The organism is Listeria grandensis (assembly GCF_014322885.1).
In the GTDB taxonomy this organism is placed as follows: domain Bacteria; phylum Bacillota; class Bacilli; order Lactobacillales; family Listeriaceae; genus Listeria_A; species Listeria_A grandensis.
Genome location: NZ_JAASUG010000004.1, coordinates 73061 through 90019, shown reverse-complemented (window position 1 = coordinate 90019; position 16959 = coordinate 73061). Strand labels below are relative to the sequence as shown.

The 16959-nt window shown below is 41.1% G+C and carries 18 protein-coding genes and 1 pseudogene; 18 read left to right on the top strand and 1 reads right to left on the bottom strand.

What is annotated here, in order from left to right; translation table 11 throughout:
* Positions 1-84 precede the first annotated feature (84 nt).
* From mltG to mtnN, 6 genes are all read left to right on the top strand, one after another.
* Positions 85-1152: an endolytic transglycosylase MltG gene (gene mltG / locus HCJ54_RS06980; RefSeq protein ID WP_187137129.1), complete on the top strand. Its 1068-nt coding sequence runs from the start codon at positions 85-87 to the stop codon at positions 1150-1152.
* Positions 1153-1239: 87 nt separating this feature from the next.
* Entirely contained in the window at positions 1240-1890 is a 651-nt protein-coding gene (locus HCJ54_RS06975; RefSeq protein ID WP_187137128.1) for a class I SAM-dependent methyltransferase, read from the top strand.
* On the top strand, positions 1890-2519 hold the full coding sequence (gene udk, locus HCJ54_RS06970) for a uridine kinase (protein WP_187137266.1): 630 nt from the start codon (positions 1890-1892) through the stop codon (positions 2517-2519). The genes HCJ54_RS06975 and udk overlap by 1 nt, the downstream gene beginning before the upstream one ends.
* 186 nt (positions 2520-2705) lie before the next feature.
* Positions 2706-3182: a transcription elongation factor GreA gene (gene greA, locus HCJ54_RS06965; RefSeq protein ID WP_036065297.1), complete on the top strand. Its 477-nt coding sequence runs from the start codon at positions 2706-2708 to the stop codon at positions 3180-3182.
* Positions 3183-3414: 232 nt separating this feature from the next.
* Positions 3415-4047, top strand: a complete 633-nt coding sequence (locus tag HCJ54_RS06960; protein WP_187137127.1) for a YrrS family protein — start codon at positions 3415-3417, stop codon at positions 4045-4047.
* Between the two features lie 66 nt (positions 4048-4113).
* The gene (gene mtnN / locus HCJ54_RS06955; RefSeq protein ID WP_187137126.1) at positions 4114-4815 is read left to right on the top strand and encodes a 5'-methylthioadenosine/S-adenosylhomocysteine nucleosidase; all 702 of its coding nucleotides are present in this window, start codon (positions 4114-4116) and stop codon (positions 4813-4815) included.
* Between the two features lie 60 nt (positions 4816-4875).
* Here mtnN and HCJ54_RS06950 read toward each other — a convergent pair whose 3' ends face one another.
* Positions 4876-6681 carry a M3 family oligoendopeptidase gene (locus HCJ54_RS06950; protein ID WP_187137125.1) on the bottom strand — a complete coding sequence of 602 codons (1806 nt, stop codon included), beginning with the start codon at positions 6679-6681 and terminating at the stop codon, positions 4876-4878.
* Positions 6682-6864: 183 nt separating this feature from the next.
* Between HCJ54_RS06950 and HCJ54_RS06945 the strand changes: the two genes are divergently transcribed.
* The 12 genes and pseudogenes from HCJ54_RS06945 (at position 6865) to holA (ending at position 16906) form a co-directional block, all read left to right on the top strand.
* Positions 6865-7386, top strand: a complete 522-nt coding sequence (locus HCJ54_RS06945; RefSeq protein WP_185409126.1) for a YqeG family HAD IIIA-type phosphatase — start codon at positions 6865-6867, stop codon at positions 7384-7386.
* Positions 7383-8483, top strand: coding sequence for a ribosome biogenesis GTPase YqeH (gene yqeH / locus HCJ54_RS06940; RefSeq protein ID WP_187137124.1), 1101 nt, complete (start codon positions 7383-7385; stop codon positions 8481-8483). The genes HCJ54_RS06945 and yqeH overlap by 4 nt, the downstream gene beginning before the upstream one ends.
* Before the next feature lie 16 nt (positions 8484-8499).
* On the top strand, positions 8500-9321 hold the full coding sequence (gene aroE, locus HCJ54_RS06935) for a shikimate dehydrogenase (protein WP_187137123.1): 822 nt from the start codon (positions 8500-8502) through the stop codon (positions 9319-9321).
* Positions 9321-9611 carry a ribosome assembly RNA-binding protein YhbY gene (gene yhbY / locus HCJ54_RS06930; RefSeq protein WP_185409123.1) on the top strand — a complete coding sequence of 97 codons (291 nt, stop codon included), beginning with the start codon at positions 9321-9323 and terminating at the stop codon, positions 9609-9611. The genes aroE and yhbY overlap by 1 nt, the downstream gene beginning before the upstream one ends.
* Positions 9612-9627: 16 nt before the next feature.
* A complete protein-coding gene (locus HCJ54_RS06925; protein ID WP_187137122.1) occupies positions 9628-10197 on the top strand; it encodes a nicotinate-nucleotide adenylyltransferase in 570 nt (189 codons plus the stop codon).
* Complete coding sequence (gene yqeK, locus HCJ54_RS06920; protein ID WP_187137121.1) at positions 10190-10765, top strand: bis(5'-nucleosyl)-tetraphosphatase (symmetrical) YqeK; 576 nt, start codon at positions 10190-10192, stop codon at positions 10763-10765. The genes HCJ54_RS06925 and yqeK overlap by 8 nt, the downstream gene beginning before the upstream one ends.
* A 3-nt stretch (positions 10766-10768) precedes the next feature.
* The gene (gene rsfS, locus HCJ54_RS06915; RefSeq protein ID WP_187137120.1) at positions 10769-11125 is read left to right on the top strand and encodes a ribosome silencing factor; all 357 of its coding nucleotides are present in this window, start codon (positions 10769-10771) and stop codon (positions 11123-11125) included.
* 316 nt (positions 11126-11441) lie between these two features.
* Positions 11442-12173 (top strand): class I SAM-dependent DNA methyltransferase, encoded by a 732-nt coding sequence (locus HCJ54_RS06910; RefSeq protein ID WP_187137119.1) that lies wholly within the window; start codon positions 11442-11444, stop codon positions 12171-12173.
* 104 nt (positions 12174-12277) lie between these two features.
* On the top strand, positions 12278-12898 hold the full coding sequence (locus HCJ54_RS06905; protein WP_036065138.1) for a ComEA family DNA-binding protein: 621 nt from the start codon (positions 12278-12280) through the stop codon (positions 12896-12898).
* A gap of 69 nt (positions 12899-12967) precedes the next feature.
* Positions 12968-13406 (top strand): annotated as a pseudogene (locus HCJ54_RS06900) (ComE operon protein 2); the annotation flags it as partial.
* Between the two features lie 155 nt (positions 13407-13561).
* Positions 13562-15799, top strand: coding sequence for a DNA internalization-related competence protein ComEC/Rec2 (locus HCJ54_RS06895; RefSeq protein WP_187137117.1), 2238 nt, complete (start codon positions 13562-13564; stop codon positions 15797-15799).
* 72 nt (positions 15800-15871) lie between these two features.
* Complete coding sequence (holA, locus tag HCJ54_RS06890) at positions 15872-16906, top strand: DNA polymerase III subunit delta (RefSeq protein WP_187137116.1); 1035 nt, start codon at positions 15872-15874, stop codon at positions 16904-16906.
* The last annotated feature ends 53 nt before the right edge of the window (positions 16907-16959 follow it).

Genomic DNA, 16959 nt, shown 5'->3' with positions numbered 1-16959 from the left:
TATAATCTAGTTGAACTCTAGTAGTGATTACCGTTATAATGGACTAGGTAATGTTTTTTAGAGACGAATGAAAGAGGTTTAAATATGAAAAAATCCAAGAGCAAGATGATCACGATTATTATCTCAAGTATAGCCGTGGTATTGGTTGCACTCACTGTCGGGGGCTATTTTTACGTTAATTCACAACTCCAGGCGCTTGATGCCGCGAGTCAAAAATCAGTGATTGTCAATATTCCTAAAGGCTCCAAAATATCGGAAATTGGAGATATCCTCGAAGAAAACAATGTCATTAATAGCAGTATGATTTTTACGTACTATGTAAAATATAAAAACGAAACGAACTTAAAAGCCGGGAAATATAAATTAAGTCCATCGATGACGGTGGAGCAGGTGGTGAATGAGTTGAAAAAAGGACAAGTAATTGCGCCATCTAAACTTATTATTCCAGAAGGCTACACACTAGATCAAATTGCCGATCGCATGGTCAACTATCAACCAACCTTGAAAAAGGAAGATATTTTAAAAACGATGGACGATAAGGCGTTTATTAACGAATTAATCACAAAATATCCAGATACTGTAACGAATGATGTCTTAGCGGCAAACATTAAGCATCCATTGGAAGGCTATCTCTATCCAGCAACCTATGAATATAATGATAAAACGGATATCAAAACAATGTTATCAGATATGGTTCAAGCAACAGATACAAACATTCAACCATATAAAGCAGAGCGCACCAAGCAAAAGATGTCGGTGCATAAATTCTTGACCATGTCTTCTCTCGTAGAAAAAGAAGCGACGGCCAATGTGGATCGCAACAAAATTTCGAGTGTTTTCTACAATCGATTGAAAGTAAACATGCCGCTGCAAACCGACCCAACCGTTCTTTACGCATTAGGCAAACATAAATCGCGGACGTTGTATCAGGATTTGAAGGTCGATTCACCGTATAACACCTACAAAAATAAAGGCTTGCCACCGGGTCCGATTTCTAATAGCGGTCAAACATCGATGAAAGCCGCTTTACATCCAGCACAAACGGATTACCTTTACTTTTTAGCGAATCAAAAAACGGGTCAAGTGTACTTTTCAAAAACGTTGGAAGAACATAACAAATTGAAAGAAGAGCACATTACAAACAATCAATAAATAGCATGATAAGCGTTTGTCTTTCGTCTGGAATAGGGCGCGGGGGGCAGGCGCTTATCATTGCTCTATTAAAGGGGATTTAGAGCAGTGAATGATACGTTAATTCATAATTACTTGCTTTCACATATTCCAGAACGCAAGCCGTTTTTCATGGAATTGGAAGCTTATGCAAAGGAAAATGAAGTACCAATTATGGAAGTCGACTCGATGCATTTCATGTTACAGATTATGCAAATTCAGCAACCTAAGCGGATTTTAGAAATAGGAACGGCGATTGGCTATTCCGCGCTTCGAATGGCAGATGCCTTGCCGGATGTACATATCGTTACAATGGAACGCGATCCAGTTCGTTATGAGCGAGCATGGCATAATGTGCGGGCTTTTGGCGCTGAGAATCGGGTTGAGGTGCTGCTCATGGATGCTTTAGAAGACAGTTCGATCGTACTAGAGAAAGAGAATTTTGATGCGATTTTCATCGATGCAGCTAAAGCGCAGTACGCCAAGTTTTTTAATGTATATATCGATAAATTAGCACCAAATGGCGTGATTTATAGTGATAATGTACTTTTCAAAGGGTTGGCATTGCACGATTCCCCACGAGCGCAACAGAAACAGCGTGTTTCGAGAAAGATGCGCGAGTTTAATGATTGGCTTTTACAAAATCCAGATTTCATTACGACGACTGTTCCACTTGGGGATGGCCTTGCGATTAGTCGCAGAAAGGAAGGCACAAATTGATGAAGAAAAAGCCGATAGTAGTTGGTGTAACGGGAGGTAGCGGTTCGGGAAAAACAAGTGTCAGCAAAGCGATTTATGATCATTTCACAGGGCATTCGATTTTGATGTTAGAACAAGATTTTTATTATAACGACCAAGCTGAGATGGCTTTTGAAGAACGTTTAAAAACGAATTATGATCATCCGCTCGCTTTTGATACAGATCTTTTGATTCGTCATGTAAAGCAGCTATTGCATTATGAGGCGATTGATAAACCCGTATACGATTACGAACTTTATACACGCTCGAGCGAAATTATACACCAAGAACCGAGAGAAGTTATCATTTTGGAAGGTATTTTAATTTTGGAAGATCCGCGGTTACGCGATCTAATGGACATCAAAGTATATGTGGATACAGACGACGATATTCGGATTTTGCGACGGATGGTTCGTGATGTAAACGAGCGCGGCCGGACGATGGAATCTGTGATTGAGCAATATTTAACCGTGGTAAAACCGATGTATCAGAAATTCATTGAACCAACAAAAAAGTATGCTGATATTATCATACCAGAAGGCGGCGAAAACAAAGTTGCCATCGATTTAATGACTACAAAAGTAGCTGCAATTCTAGAAACAAAGCGATGATACAACGCTACGACTTGTAATTACACGTGAATTAAGATAAAATTTCACTATTGGACAAAAATTTGCTGGACATTTCCTGATAATCGTGTTAATCTTTCAGGCGTAAAGTAAATACATGTTGAGGTGCGGGAGGCAAAAACTTTCCGTACTTTTCTAAATAACATAATGATGAAGGAGAGAAAGAATTTGGCTACAGAAAAAGTATTCCCAATGACATTAGAAGGTAAAGCAAAATTAGAAAATGAACTAACTGATTTAAAAACAGTAAAGCGTAAAGAAGTCGTAGAACGTATTAAAATTGCCCGTAGTTTCGGCGATCTTTCGGAAAACTCCGAGTACGATTCAGCAAAAGACGAGCAAGCTTTCGTAGAAGGTCGCATTACAACGCTTGAAAACATGATCCGAAACGCCCAAATCATTGATGCAAGTGCGATGAGTGGCGAGGTAGCGCTAGGAAATTCTGTTACTTTTAAAGAACTACCAAATGGTGACGAAGAAACGTACACAATCGTTGGTAGTGCAGAAGCAGATCCATTCGAAGGCCTTATCTCCAACGACTCACCGATTGCAAAAGCACTATTAGGTTGCAAAGAAGGCGACGAAGTATCGATCCAAACACCAGGTGGCGAAATGAACGTCAAGATCACAAAAATTAGCGCTTAACATAAGGAGAACCGGTTGCCTTGCAGTCTGGGAGATAAAGTTTCCCAACAAGGAAAAACCGAAAAACAAGGAAGTAACGCAAAACCTCTGGGGAAGCGAGAATGGCTTAGATTCTAGGCAAAGGGGAGTACCAGGGCGGAGCATACTGGAGTATGTGAGCACTGGAACGGAGCCTTTAACGACGAAAATAAGCCATTCTCGCTTCTCCAGATAGATGTAAGGTGGTGGCATAATGGACAAGAAATCACAAAAGGATGAGCAGCGACGCATTGCCGAAAATCAAGTAGAGGCATCACGTTCGGAGCATAATAGCAAGCATAAAAGAACAGGCATTACATTGAATGTACTTATTATATTAGTTGGCTTAGCAATTGTTGGTGTTTTGTGGCTTGTTTTTTTTTTAACGGCTGATGATTCGAAAGAGCCGACAGAAACAAAACCAAAAACGGAGCAAACACAAAAGGCAGACGAGGCGAAAAAGGACGATACGAAGCCAAAAGAGGCCGAAAAACCAAAAGAGACGACGGAAAAAAGTGATGATCCCAATGTGTCACAAGTTATCAAAAAAGATTGGAAACCTGTTGGAACGGAGCAAAATGGTGATCACGTGAATTCCTATGAAATGAAGAGTCAGGATTGGGAAGAAAAAGTAAACGCATTTTCGAAAGCTACGGGCATTGACAAGGGTGATATGACTATTTGGTATGTAGGTCGCGGTGAAGACCCAGCCACGCAATCGATTGGGACTGTTACAACCAAATCAGACCCAGATACAGCTTTCCGCGTATATATTACTTGGGTAGATGGCGAAGGCTGGAAACCAACGAAGGTAGAAGAACTGAAAACAAATGATAAGAGAAATTAGAAGATGCTGTGCTTTGGATGATGATCCCTTCGAAGCACAGTTTTTTAAATGGGAGGGTACATTAGAATGGAGAAAATAGCGATTATTGGCGCGATGGAAGAAGAAGTAACGATTTTACGTGATCAAATGACGAAGCGTGTGGAGACAACGATTGCAGGAGCGGTTTTTTATGTGGGTGAACTAGCTGGCAAAGAGATCGTTTTGCTGAAATCGGGAATTGGTAAGGTAAATGCAGCGCTGTCGACGACGTTATTGTGTGATCATTATGATATTTCATTAATTATTAATACAGGATCTGCTGGTGGTATTGGGGCTGATTTGGAGGTTGGGGATGTGATTATTTCCGACCACTTAGCATATGGCGACGTGGATGCAACCGCGTTTGGTTATACATATGGGCAAGTACCACAGATGCCGGCGCTCTATCAGGGCGATGACGCGACGATGCGGATAGCACAGCAAATTTACCAAGAAAATTTTTCGGAAGGAAATAAGGCGGTATACGGGCTTGTGGTGACAACGGATTCCTTCATTCACCGCCCAGATCAACGAGAGCTGATTACGACATTCTTCCCGGAGGTCAAAGCGGTAGAAATGGAAGCTTGCGCGATTGCCCAAGTTGCGTATCAGTTTGATGTACCATTTTTGATTGTTCGTGCGCTTTCAGATGTTGCGGATAGTGAGGCTAGTGTTTCTTTTGACGAATTTTTGGTGACGGCAGCGAGAAATTCTTCTGCGTGTATCGTGAAGCTGTTGGAACAATTGTAACGCTAGGTATTTGAAAATGCCCACCGATTTAGATATTGAGAATCGGCGGGCATTCATTATTTAAACCAAGTCATTTGTTAATGCAAGGAACTCTTCCACATCTCCGACTGCAATTTCTAAGGCACTTTCCCAGAAATCAGGCTTCGTTAAATCGATATCAAGATGCTTTTGGGCGAGTTGTTCGGTTGTCATCGCGCCGGTGTCTTTCAATAAGGCGACATACTTGTCTTCATAGCTACTTCCTTCTGCAAGTGCTTGGTGATAAATACCAAGGGAGAACAAGTAACCGAACGTATACGGAAAATTATAAAATGGCACATCGGCAATGTAAAAGTGCAATTTAGATGACCAAAATTGTGGATGGTATTCGGATAACGCGTCTTTATAGGCTTCACGCTGGGCTTCTTCCATCAAAGCATTCAGGCGATCAGCAGATAGTATTCCTTCTTTGCGAGCTTCATAGAAACGTGTTTCGAATAGGAACCGAGCGCGAATATCCATGAAGAAGGCGATGCTCCGGCCAATTTTATCTTCCAAAAGAATAATTTTTTCCTCTTTTGTTGCAGCCTCTTTCACAGACGCATCTGCAATGATCATTTCAGCAAAAGTAGAAGCGGTTTCGGCTACATTCATGGCGTAGTTGGTGTTTTCGAACGGTTCCTCGCGAATGACGTGGGAATGAAAGGCGTGTCCTAGCTCATGCGCCAGTGTGGCAACAGTTCCAGGAGCGCCATCATATGTCATAAAAATACGGCTTTCTTTCTCTTCCGGGAAGTCTGTGCAAAACCCACCTGGACGCTTATTATCACGATCCTCCGCCTCAATCCATTGCTGCTCAAATGCATGTTTGGCGAACGTTGCCATTTTAGGACTAAATTTTGCGAACTGTGTCAAAATAAAATCGGCACCTTCTTGGTACGTATATTTTTTCGGTTCGGAATCTAGGGTAAGTGGCGCAAAAACATCATGGAAACTTAATTTTTCGATGCCAAATAGTTTGGCTTTCCGATTTAAAAACGATACAAAAGTTGGTTTGTTTCTTTCGATGACATCCCACATTGTTGTCAACGTTTTCTCGTCAAGACGGTTGATATCTAAGGGTTCAGATAAGACATTATCCCATCCGCGCGTACGGTAAACAGCAAGGCGGAAACCGGCTAAATGGTTTAACGTATCGCTAAATAGTTGAGATTTTTCCTGCCATGCTTTTCCGTACGCTTCAAAAACAGCGACACGAACGGCTCGATCAGGATGGCTTAATAAATTCAAGGCTTGACCGGCGGAGACCAATTTTTCTTCCCCATCGATGACAACAGGCACACGAATAGTCGCAACTACTGTATCATAATGATCAGACCAACCACGATAGCCGTCCACATTTAGCGCATTAATGACCGCTTCCTCTTCGCGCGTTCCTTTTTTCTTACGGTTGTCGCGAGCTTCATTTAAGACGAAGGCGATTTCATCCAAGCCATTTTCTTGTAGCAGGGAAGTCCATCGCGCATCAGGAACGAGGGCGAATTTCTCATGCCACTCATTTTCGATCGTTTCTAAGTCCGATAATTGTCGGTAGACGTCGCCGGTTAATTCGACAGCTTTCAAATCGCGCGTATCTGCTGATGAGAGACACTCGAGAAAAGCAGCTGCGTTCATAAGTTGTTTTGTAATCACGGCATTTTGATTGATTAACAGTAAAAATTCGCTTACATCTTCTTTATTTTCAGGAATCGGCCAATCACTGACCGCTTGTTTAAATAATGCTATTTTTTCTGTTGTGTCGGCAAGTGTTTCGGTGAGCGCCGCGGAGCCACTGCCACCCGAATAAATCGAGTCTAAATCCCAGATTAAAGCATAGTTTTTCGACATAATAATCCCCCTAGATTTCGGTATTTTCCACTTCATTATAGCACTTATCACAGATTTTTTTGTAAAATAAGCAGAAAGATGTTAAAATTTATAAGGATTAGATGTAAGTGTGACTGCCCTAGCGTATAGCTGGACGATGTCAAATTCGCTTTTTAACCAATTAAATAAAAAGAGGTGCCTATTTTGCTAAAAAATTTCTCACCGGATAAAATGTTAACATCGCCATTTGGTATTACCGCGGACCAATTGCGAAAAATGGGGAAAACGACGGTATTAACAGATTTAGACAATACGTTACTCGCTTGGGATCAATTGGATGCAACCGATGAGATTTCCAACTGGTTTCGTGTTTTAGAAGAAGAAGGCATCAAAGTTATGATCGTATCTAATAATAATGAAGAACGTGTGAAACGTGTGGCTATCGCAACCAAGATTCCTTATTTAGCAAAAGCGAAAAAGCCGCTTTCTACCTCGTTTCAAAAAGCGCTGAAGGATCTGGGCTCGACGCCGGAGGAAACAGTGATGATTGGCGATCAAATTATGACAGATATATTCGGTGGTAACCGCCAAAAATTGACGACCATCTTTGTGCGACCAGTAAAAGACACAGATGGCTTTGCAACGAAGTTTAATCGCTTTATGGAGCGCATTATTTTAAAGAGACTAGCTAAAAAATCAGAATTAAAATGGGAGGATTCTCTGTGACCGAAGAACTAAGATGTATTGGCTGTGGAGCCGTGATTCAAACAACCGATAAAACAAAACCAGGCTACGCGCCAGAATCATCACTTGAGAAAGAAGATATTATTTGCCAGCGTTGTTTCCGATTGAAACATTATAATGAAATTCAAGATGTGCCGCTGACCGATGATGATTTTTTAAAAATATTAAACCAATTAGGGACAAAACAAGCGCTGATCGTTTACGTGGTCGATATTTTTGACTTTGACGGCAGTTGGTTGCCAGGTTTGCACCGCTTTGTCGGGAATAATCCGGTCTTGCTTGTCGGGAATAAGGCTGATTTGTTGCCTAAATCATTGAAACGCGAACGGTTGACGCAGTGGATGCGTGGTCGTGCTCGCGAACTCGGCCTAGTACCCACGGATTGCGTGCTAGTGAGCGCGGAAAAAGGACATTCCTTTGACGCCTTACTTGAGAAAATTGAAGAAGAGCGCGCGGGTCGTGCTGTTTTTGTCGTCGGTTGTACGAATGTTGGGAAATCAACACTTATCAACCGGATTATTAAAGTTGCGACGGGGGAAAATGATGTGATTACGACATCGCAATTCCCAGGCACAACACTGGATAAAATCGAAATTCCACTTTCAGATGGTAGTGTTCTTGTAGACACTCCGGGAATTATCAACCATCACCAAATCGCGCACGTGATCGATGCTAACACACTCAAAATCGTATCACCGAAAAAAGAAATCAAACCTGTCGTATTTCAACTTAACGAAGAACAAACACTTTTCCTTGGCGCTTTAGCACGATTTGACTATACAAGTGGTGGTAGAAGATCTTTTGTTGTCTACACGTCTAATAATCTGATGATTCACCGAACGAAGCTCGAAAAGGCCGATCACCTGTATGAAACACAGGCCGGGAAACTGCTACAACCACCGGGTGAAGCGGATATCGAGACTTTGCCGAAGCTTGTTCCTTACACTTTTTCGGTCAAAGAAAAAGCCGATATCGTTTTCTCGGGACTAGGTTGGATCACCGTCCTAGAAGGCGGCGCAAAAGTGACTGCTTGGGTTCCAGAAGGTGTTAACGTCAGCATTCGTCGCTCAATTGTATAAGGAGGCTTTCGCGCCTATGAAAAAGTTATATTGTGTCATCGGAAACCCGATTGCGCATTCGTTGTCGCCCGTTATGCATACTGCTTTGCTTGAAAAGAACCATTTGGACGCAAGTTACGTTCCATTTTTAATAACAAAAGAAACCTTCACTGCCGCTATTCAAGGCTTGAAGGCGCTTGGTATCAGTGGTTTTAATATTACAAGCCCGTTCAAAGAGGCGATTATTCCGTTTTTAGATGTGCTTGATCCTGAAGCAGAAGCTTGTGCTGCGGTAAATACGGTCGTTGTAAAAGACGGTCGCTGGACGGGTTACAATACGGATGGTGCCGGTTACCTAGAAGGATTGAGGAGTATTAGACCGATTACAAACGCCGATCAAATTTTAGTACTTGGTGCTGGTGGTGCAAGCAAGGCGATATTTCAAGCACTTTCTCACCATACAGAAGCCAATATTGTGGTGGCGAACCGAACAGTAGAAAAAGCAGAGAAAATGGTGGCGGGGACGCGACATCAAGCCATGCGTTTATCCGAGGCCGAAGCGAATCTCGCTATTTTTACAATCGTTATTCAGACCACCTCAGCTGGGCTCACAGAAGAGAACGCAGAACTTCCGATCACACTAGATAACCTAACTGCTGGAGCCATTGTTTCCGATATCATCTACAATCCTGCGGAAACACCATTTTTAAAAATGGCGAAATCGCGCGGTGCCACGATTCAAAATGGTCTACCGATGTTCGTCAACCAAGCAGCGATTGCGTTCCAATTATGGACAGGAATAGAAGCAGACCGCAATCTCATGCGAAACATTGTATTGCAAGAAATAGGAGGAAAATAATGCTAACGAATATACAAAAACGTTTTTTACGTAAAGAAGCTCATGATATCGACGCCATTTTTCAAGTTGGAAAAGGTGGGGTATCGCCAAATTTGGTTAAACACGTCGCAGAAGCCATTGAAGTTCGCGAATTAATCAAAATCTCGATTTTACAAAATTGCGAGCAACCAAAAGAAGAGGTTGCCGAAATGGTCAGTGCGCGTTCTGGCTCCGAAGTCGTCCAAGTTATCGGTCGCACGATTATTCTTTACAAAGAGTCAAAAAATAAAAAACAAATCCAACTGCCCTAAGAAGGTGTATCTGAATTTGAAAGCAAAAATAGGTATTTTAGGTGGTACGTTTGATCCGCCACATCACGCCCATTTAATAATCGCGAACGAAGCTCGCATCAAACTCGGCCTTGAGAAAATTATTTTCTTACCGAATGCGATTCCCCCGCACAAACAAGAAAGCGGGCTTACAAGCAACGCCAATCGATTAAAAATGATCGAACTCGCTATTTCAGATAATCCTTTTTTTGAAGTGGATGATCGCGAAATGCGCCGATCTGGTAAGTCTTATACGTTTGATACGATGATTGAAATGACAAAGGAGTTTCCAAATGCCGCTTTTTCCTTTATAATTGGCGGAGACATGGTTGAATATTTGCCGAAGTGGTATCATATTAATGAACTGATAAAACTTGTGAACTTTGTTGGCGTTAATCGACCTCATTACGATGGGGATGCGCTCTATGCTATTGCGGAGATTCGTGTTCCAGCGATGGATATCTCGTCCTCGATGTTGCGGGAACGTTTGAAAGCCGGTTTGCCGATCGACTACTACGTTCCAAATCGAGTAAGCAAGTATATAAAGGAGCATCATTTATATGAATAGAGAAGAAGTATTGGAAGCACTGAGAGAAGCAATGCCAGAGAAACGTTTTATCCACACGCTTGGCGTCGAAAAAACAGCGCTAGAACTTGCTGATCATTACAAAATTGACCGCGATCAAGCAAGCACAGCAGCTCTTTTACATGATTATGCAAAATACATGAACAAAGAAGAAATGATGGGCATCATGGTGGAGCAAAAAATGGATCCGAAACTGTTTACGTACAATCAAGAATTGTGGCATGCACCAGTTGGCGCGTTTTTCGCGAAAACAAAATTTGGTGTAGAGGACGAGGTTATCCTAAGTGCCATCGCTTGTCATACAACTGGTAACGCAGCGATGAGCACATTGGATAAAATTCTGTATTTGGCAGACTACACAGAACCAAATCGCTCATTTCCAGGCGTATACAAAGCTCGCAGACTTTCTTTTGATTCTTTAGATAACGCTATGCTATTTGCTTTGTCGAATACAATCACGTTTTTAGTTACGAAAAGACAACCCATTTTTCCAGATACATTCGAAGCTTACAACTATTTTGCACGTTTACAATTTGAAGGTGAGGTATAACTATTGAAAAGTCATGATTTATTAATGTTAACCGCAAAAGCGGCGGACGACAAGCGCGCAGAGGACATTCTGGCGTTAAATATGCAAGGGCTATCCGCATTTGCCGATTATTTCGTCATTTGTCACGGTAATTCCGACAAACAAGTACAAGCTATTGCCCAAGAGATTAAAGAACAAGCGCATGAAAATGGCGTAGATATCAAACGTTTAGAAGGCTTTGACGCTGCTAAATGGATCTTACTTGATCTGGGCGATGTGATCGTCCATGTTTTCCATAAAGACGAACGTAGCTACTATAATTTAGAAAAACTTTGGGGAGACGCTCCGTTAGAAGATGTACGCGAAGCCTTCACGATATAATTAAAACGAAGGAGAATGGGACAAACCCTCATTTTTTGACAAAATAAGCAAAAAATCACGAATCCCACCTTTTCGGGTAGGACGTGAATTTTGCTAGTCGCAAATCGAACGAGAGCTTTTGTATTCAGGGGATTTGGTGTAAGCCAAAAATTTAGTGTGTGACTATACATGCTGACTGACAATAGGGAGGGAGTAGTTTTTCCGACCATGTGAGAAGTTAAGCGGTAAGTCCGCCAAATCCCCCAAATGCGAGAGCCTGTCGCCGGTTTATTTGAGTTATGTCCCAGACTTTTTGTTACGAAGGGAGAAATTACATATGAGTTATGAATATTTTCCAAATTTCTATGACGCTCTGATGGACGAGGAGCTGTACGACAACTGGTTTACCTTCGCAACGCCTTATTTACCGAGTAAAGGTGGAAAAGTGCTTGACGTCGCTTGTGGGACTGCTGAGCTTGCTGTACGTATGGCTAAGCGTGGCTTCGAAGTGACAGGCGTTGATTTGTCAGAAGAAATGCTGAGTGTGGCGAGTGACAAAGCATTTCAAGAAGATGTCTCGATATTATTGTTACAACAAGACATGTCGGAAATGGAGCAACTGGGCGACTACGATTTGGTCACATGCTTTTGCGATTCATTGAACTATTTAGAAACCGAGGAAGCTGTGCATGGTACTCTGCTGAGCGTCTACAAGAACCTAAAAGCGGATGGTGCTTTTTTATTTGATGTCCATTCTGTTTACAAAATCGATCATCTTTTTAAAAATTATAGTTATGGGGATAGCGACGAAGAAATTTCTTGTATTTGGAACTCTTTCGAAGGTGAGTTTCCTCATTCAGTGGAACATGAGCTGACGTTTTTTAAACAAAATTTAGATGGAAGCTATCATCGATACGATGAATTACATAAAGAACGTACGTATCCTGTGGAATGGTACCAAAAAGCGATCCATGATGCTGGATTTAGTAAAATAAAAATTTGCGCTGATTTTACGGATTTTGAACCCACAAAAACAAGCGAAAGAATCTTTTTCATATGCGAGAAATGACTTTTACCTGTCATTTCTCTTTTTTTATGTTGGAAGGGAAATTGCGACAACAAAGGATAAATGGAAGAAAGAGCGAATATAAATACTAAAGGCAGGTGATAAATATGATGGAGAAATGGCAAGCATATAAGAAATACATCATTGGTATAGGTGTGTTATTAGTTGCTGTTGGTCTGTTCTTTTTTGCGCAAGATCAAGAAGAACAACCTGTTGCGCCGACATCCGTTGTAGCCAAAGAGGAGCCTACAACAAAAGCGGAGAAAACACCCGAAATCGCTGCAAACAAGAAGCTGATTGTAGATGTGAAAGGGGCTGTTAACAAGCCAGGAGTCTATGAATTGGCAGCGGATAGCCGTGTGAAGGACGCGATTTTAAAAGCAGGAGGATTGTCTCCAGAAGCTGATGTGCGGCTCCTTAATATGGCGCAAAAAGTAACAGATGAAATGGTTATTTACGCTGGGAAAGTAGGGGAAGAAGGACTACAACCAGTAACAACGGCGGGATCGGACACAACCACTAGTAGTGATACTCAAAAAATAAATATCAACACAGCAGATATTACGGCTCTACAAACCATTCCGGGAATCGGAGCGGTCAAGGCACAGGCTATCGTAGACTACCGCGAAAAAGAAGGGCTATTTACGACCATTCAAGACCTTGCGAAAGTGTCAGGAATTGGTGCGAAAACAGTAGAACGATTAAGCGAACATATTACAGTCGAGTGATAAAGCTGTTGACGAGGCGAATTCGAAAAGCATATACTTAAAGCATCAACCTTTAAAGGAGCGACAAATATGCAAAGAATAGCTTGGGATCAATTCTTTTTGGCGCAAAGCCATCTAATATCTTCTAGAAGTACTTGTACACGTCTTATGGTCGGAGCAACAATTGTTCGTGATAAACGTATTATTGCAGGTGGATATAACGGTTCGATCGCTGGTGGGGATCATTGTGATGAAGAGGGCTGCTACGTCGTGGAAGGTCATTGTATTCGTACGATTCATGCCGAAATGAATGCGATACTTCAATGTGCTAAATTTGGCGCATCGACTGATAATGCAGAGATGTATGTCACACATTTTCCCTGTGTTGCTTGTTGTAAATCCATTATACAAGCAGGGATTAAAGCGGTTTATTATGCGAAAGACTATAAAAATCATCCTTATGCGATTGAGCTTTTTGAGCGTGCCGGTGTCGTTATTAAAAAAGTGCCCTTCGATGAACACGTGCTAAACAATACGGCTCAGATGGAACAGACCGTTATCCAGACTGTGCAAGAAGTTTTACAACAAGAAGACGTTTCACAAGAGACCATTTTACATCTAGAAGATAGGCTGCGACAACAATTTTTGAAATAAAGTGAGGTGAGGATTATAGAGCGTCTATTTTTGACGGCAACAATCGCTATTATCCTCGCTGTAATATGTGTTTTTATCTCGGTGAAAACCCTCCTGTTACTTGGCGTGTTACTGATTATTTCGCTCGTTTTTAAGCGTTCTAAGCTAGTAGTTTTTTTCAGCCTTACGCTTGTAGCAGGCGTTTTTTTCTGGTTTGCAGATAGTCAGAACCGTTCGCAGCATGAAGCTGGTGCACTGGAAGCTGTAGTCACTTTAAGCGATGGTATCGTAATTGATGGCGATGCTTTTCGAGCACAAGTGGTATATCAAGATGAACGATTTCAACTAAGTTACAAAATTACAAGTGAACAAGAGCAACAAGCGCTTAAAAAGCTGAAATACGGTGATCAGCTACATGTCAATGCCGAATTAGAAGCACCAGAAAAGAATCGGAATCAAGACCAATTCAACTACCAAGCATTCTTGTATAGGAAGCACATTCACTGGCTACTCAAAGCAAATATGATCCAACCAGTGACTTCGAAAAGCACCACATGGCTCCACACTTTGAAAAATTTTCGGAAAAATCAATTGGAAAAAATAGATGCAGAAATGGATAATAAAATATCACCGTATGTAGCATCACTTGTTTACGGCGATCGATCTTATGTAGATACATCGGTTTATGAAAGCTATCAACGCTTGGGAGTAGTTCATTTATTGGCTATTTCTGGGTTACATGTTAATCTTATTGTTGCCGGATTTTTATTAGTACTACGCCGTCTAGGATTTCAAATTGAGAAAACGGCCATCATGATGATCTGTTTATTGCCGTTATATTGCCTCATGACCGGCGGCAATGCACCAGTTGTTCGTGCTGCAATTATGACAATTTGCTTAATGGCTGGAAGGTTATCACCAGTTCGAGTTACATCGCTTCAAGCGCTATGCTTTAGCTTTATTTTTGTCTTTTTATTCAATCCATATTGTGTCTTCGAAATCGGATTTCAGCTTTCTTATGCTGTTTCTTTTGCAATTATTTTATCAGGGCGAAAGATCATGCGAAAGACGTCTTCTACTCTACTAAATTCCCTCTATATCTCCTTGATCTCTACCGTATCTGGAATTGCGATCATGAGTTACCATTTCTATGAATTTTCTATTGTTGGTGTATTTCTAAATATCGTATATGTACCGCTATTTACCTTTATTCTTTTGCCGCTTAGTTTTCTAGCAATATTTTTCATGAATCTAATGCCAATCATGCTCACTATACCAGCCACTATGATGAAAGTAGCTGTTACCGTATCTGAAGCACTTGCCACCTTGCTACAAAAAATCCCATTTACAACCTGGATTACAGGCAGGCCTAGCAATATTTCGTTGTTATTGCTCATTATGCTCACTTTCTTTTTCTTTTACAAATGGGAGAAAACAGGAAAAGCATATCGTTATTTAATCCCTGTATGTATATGCCTTTTTTTAGGCACGTTTAATTTTACGGGAAAAGTGTCATTTATTGATGTTGGTCAAGGAGATAGCGTCCTGATTCAACTTCCTTGGAATAAGGGCAATTATGTCATTGACGTAGGTGGCCAAATGGCTTTTGAAAAAGAGCAGTGGGCAGAAAGAAAAGAGCCATTTTCGGTTGGAAAGAACATCGTGACGCCCGTTTTAAAAGCGAATGGGATTTCGACACTAGACAAGTTAATTGTGACGCATAGTGATGCAGACCACATGGAAGGACTGATTGATGTCGGCGGAGCTATGCATATCAAAGAACTAGTCTATGCAGAAGGTGGAGAAACAAAAAGCATTATGCAAAAAGCCTTAAAAGCACTCCCAAAGATTCCTCGAAAAGCTGTATTAGCAGGGTATAGTTGGATGAAAGGGGATGCTGCGTTTCAAGTTATTAGCCCTATACAAAAAGGCGAAGGTGGTAATAACGATTCCATTGTCATAACAGCGGTTCTAGATAATAAAAGATGGCTATTTACTGGAGATATTGAGAAGGAAACGGAGCTCGCATTACTCGAAAACCCATTAATAAAGGCTGATATCTTAAAAGTTGCGCATCACGGCAGCAAAACATCTACGACACCAGCCTTTATCGAACAGGTAAAACCAACAATCTCTATCATTTCTTGCGGACTGAATAATCGCTTCGGACACCCGCGAGAAGAAACTTTAGAAACGCTAGAAAAAGCAAATACAACCATCTACCGTACGGATTTACAAGGAGAGATAATATATACTTTTTCAAAAGGTTTTACTTTTGGCTTAGAATGATTTAGCACTTGCGAAATATGTCTTCTTGATTTACGATGGATAGAGATATTATTGAGAAGGCGAGGACGAATCATGATTGCAGAATGGAAGAAGATAGAGAAAAAACAATTTGCATCTGTATACTTGATTATTGGAACAGAAGACTATATTATCAACGAAACAAAGAAGCGTCTGGTTGCCAATATTTTAGATGCAGAAGATACTGATTTTAATTATGCCAATTTTGATTTAGATGAAACGGCGATTGAGCAAGTTATTGAGGAAGCTGAAACAATACCATTCTTCGGTGACCGTCGACTCATCATTGCGGCTAATCCTTCTTTTGTGACAACGGAGAAGGCGAAGAGTAAAATAGAGCACCGGACTGCACGATTAGAAGATTACTTGAATGAACCAGTAGATTACTCCATTTTGGTCATCATCGCCCGGGTAGAAAAGCTAGATGAACGAAAAAAATTGACAAAACTGCTAAAAAAGCAAGCGACAGTCATTGATGCTAAGCGACCTAATGAGGCCGAGTTAAAGAAATGGTTGCAAGAAATCAGCAACACAAATGATTTTCAAATGGATAGTGTTGCGACAGATCGATTAATAGAGCTGACAGGTGGCCAATTAACAACAGCGATGAATGAGCTAGATAAACTAATGCTCTATAAGTTAGAGGAGCGTATAATCCGCGTTTCAGATGTGGAGGGACTTGTTGTGCGATCGCTCGAGCAAAATATCTTTTTGTTGCTCGACAAAATGATCGCTCTAGACATAAGTGGGGCGTTAAGTATTTATTATGATCTGCTAAAGCAAAAAGAAGAGCCAATAAAAATATTGGCGCTGATTGCTAGTCAATTCCGTTTACTGACTCAAATTAAATTATTAGAAAAACAAGGCTTCAGCCAACAGCAGGTTGCTCAAAAATTGAAAGTTCACCCATTTAGAGTCAAAATTGGTGCGCGACAAGCAAAAAGTTTTTCATATCAAGAATTGACAGCAACACTCGAAAGGTTGGCAGAAATGGATTATGAAATGAAGACAGGTTACGGGGATAAAGCACAGAAATTAGAATGGTTTTTGTTCTCGTTACAAGACCAGAAGCAGAAACAAGTGAAGTGATCGTTGGGTTTTGTCTAGGGTTTCCTGTCCCTAGACAAACAAAAAAACACCAC

Excerpts from the sequence above, each read along its gene's own strand:
- mltG (WP_187137129.1), top strand. The coding sequence starts at position 85 with ATGAAAAAATCCAAGAGCAAGATGATCACGATTATTATCTCAAGTATA.
- udk (WP_187137266.1), top strand. The coding sequence starts at position 1,890 with ATGAAGAAAAAGCCGATAGTAGTTGGTGTAACGGGAGGTAGCGGTTCG.
- HCJ54_RS06960 (WP_187137127.1), top strand. The coding sequence starts at position 3,415 with ATGGACAAGAAATCACAAAAGGATGAGCAGCGACGCATTGCCGAAAAT.
- mtnN (WP_187137126.1), top strand. The coding sequence starts at position 4,114 with ATGGAGAAAATAGCGATTATTGGCGCGATGGAAGAAGAAGTAACGATT.
- HCJ54_RS06950 (WP_187137125.1), bottom strand. The coding sequence starts at position 6,681 with ATGTCGAAAAACTATGCTTTAATCTGGGATTTAGACTCGATTTATTCG.
- aroE (WP_187137123.1), top strand. The coding sequence starts at position 8,500 with ATGAAAAAGTTATATTGTGTCATCGGAAACCCGATTGCGCATTCGTTG.
- yhbY (WP_185409123.1), top strand. The coding sequence starts at position 9,321 with ATGCTAACGAATATACAAAAACGTTTTTTACGTAAAGAAGCTCATGAT.
- yqeK (WP_187137121.1), top strand. The coding sequence starts at position 10,190 with ATGAATAGAGAAGAAGTATTGGAAGCACTGAGAGAAGCAATGCCAGAG.
- HCJ54_RS06910 (WP_187137119.1), top strand. The coding sequence starts at position 11,442 with ATGAGTTATGAATATTTTCCAAATTTCTATGACGCTCTGATGGACGAG.
- HCJ54_RS06905 (WP_036065138.1), top strand. The coding sequence starts at position 12,278 with ATGATGGAGAAATGGCAAGCATATAAGAAATACATCATTGGTATAGGT.
- holA (WP_187137116.1), top strand. The coding sequence starts at position 15,872 with ATGATTGCAGAATGGAAGAAGATAGAGAAAAAACAATTTGCATCTGTA.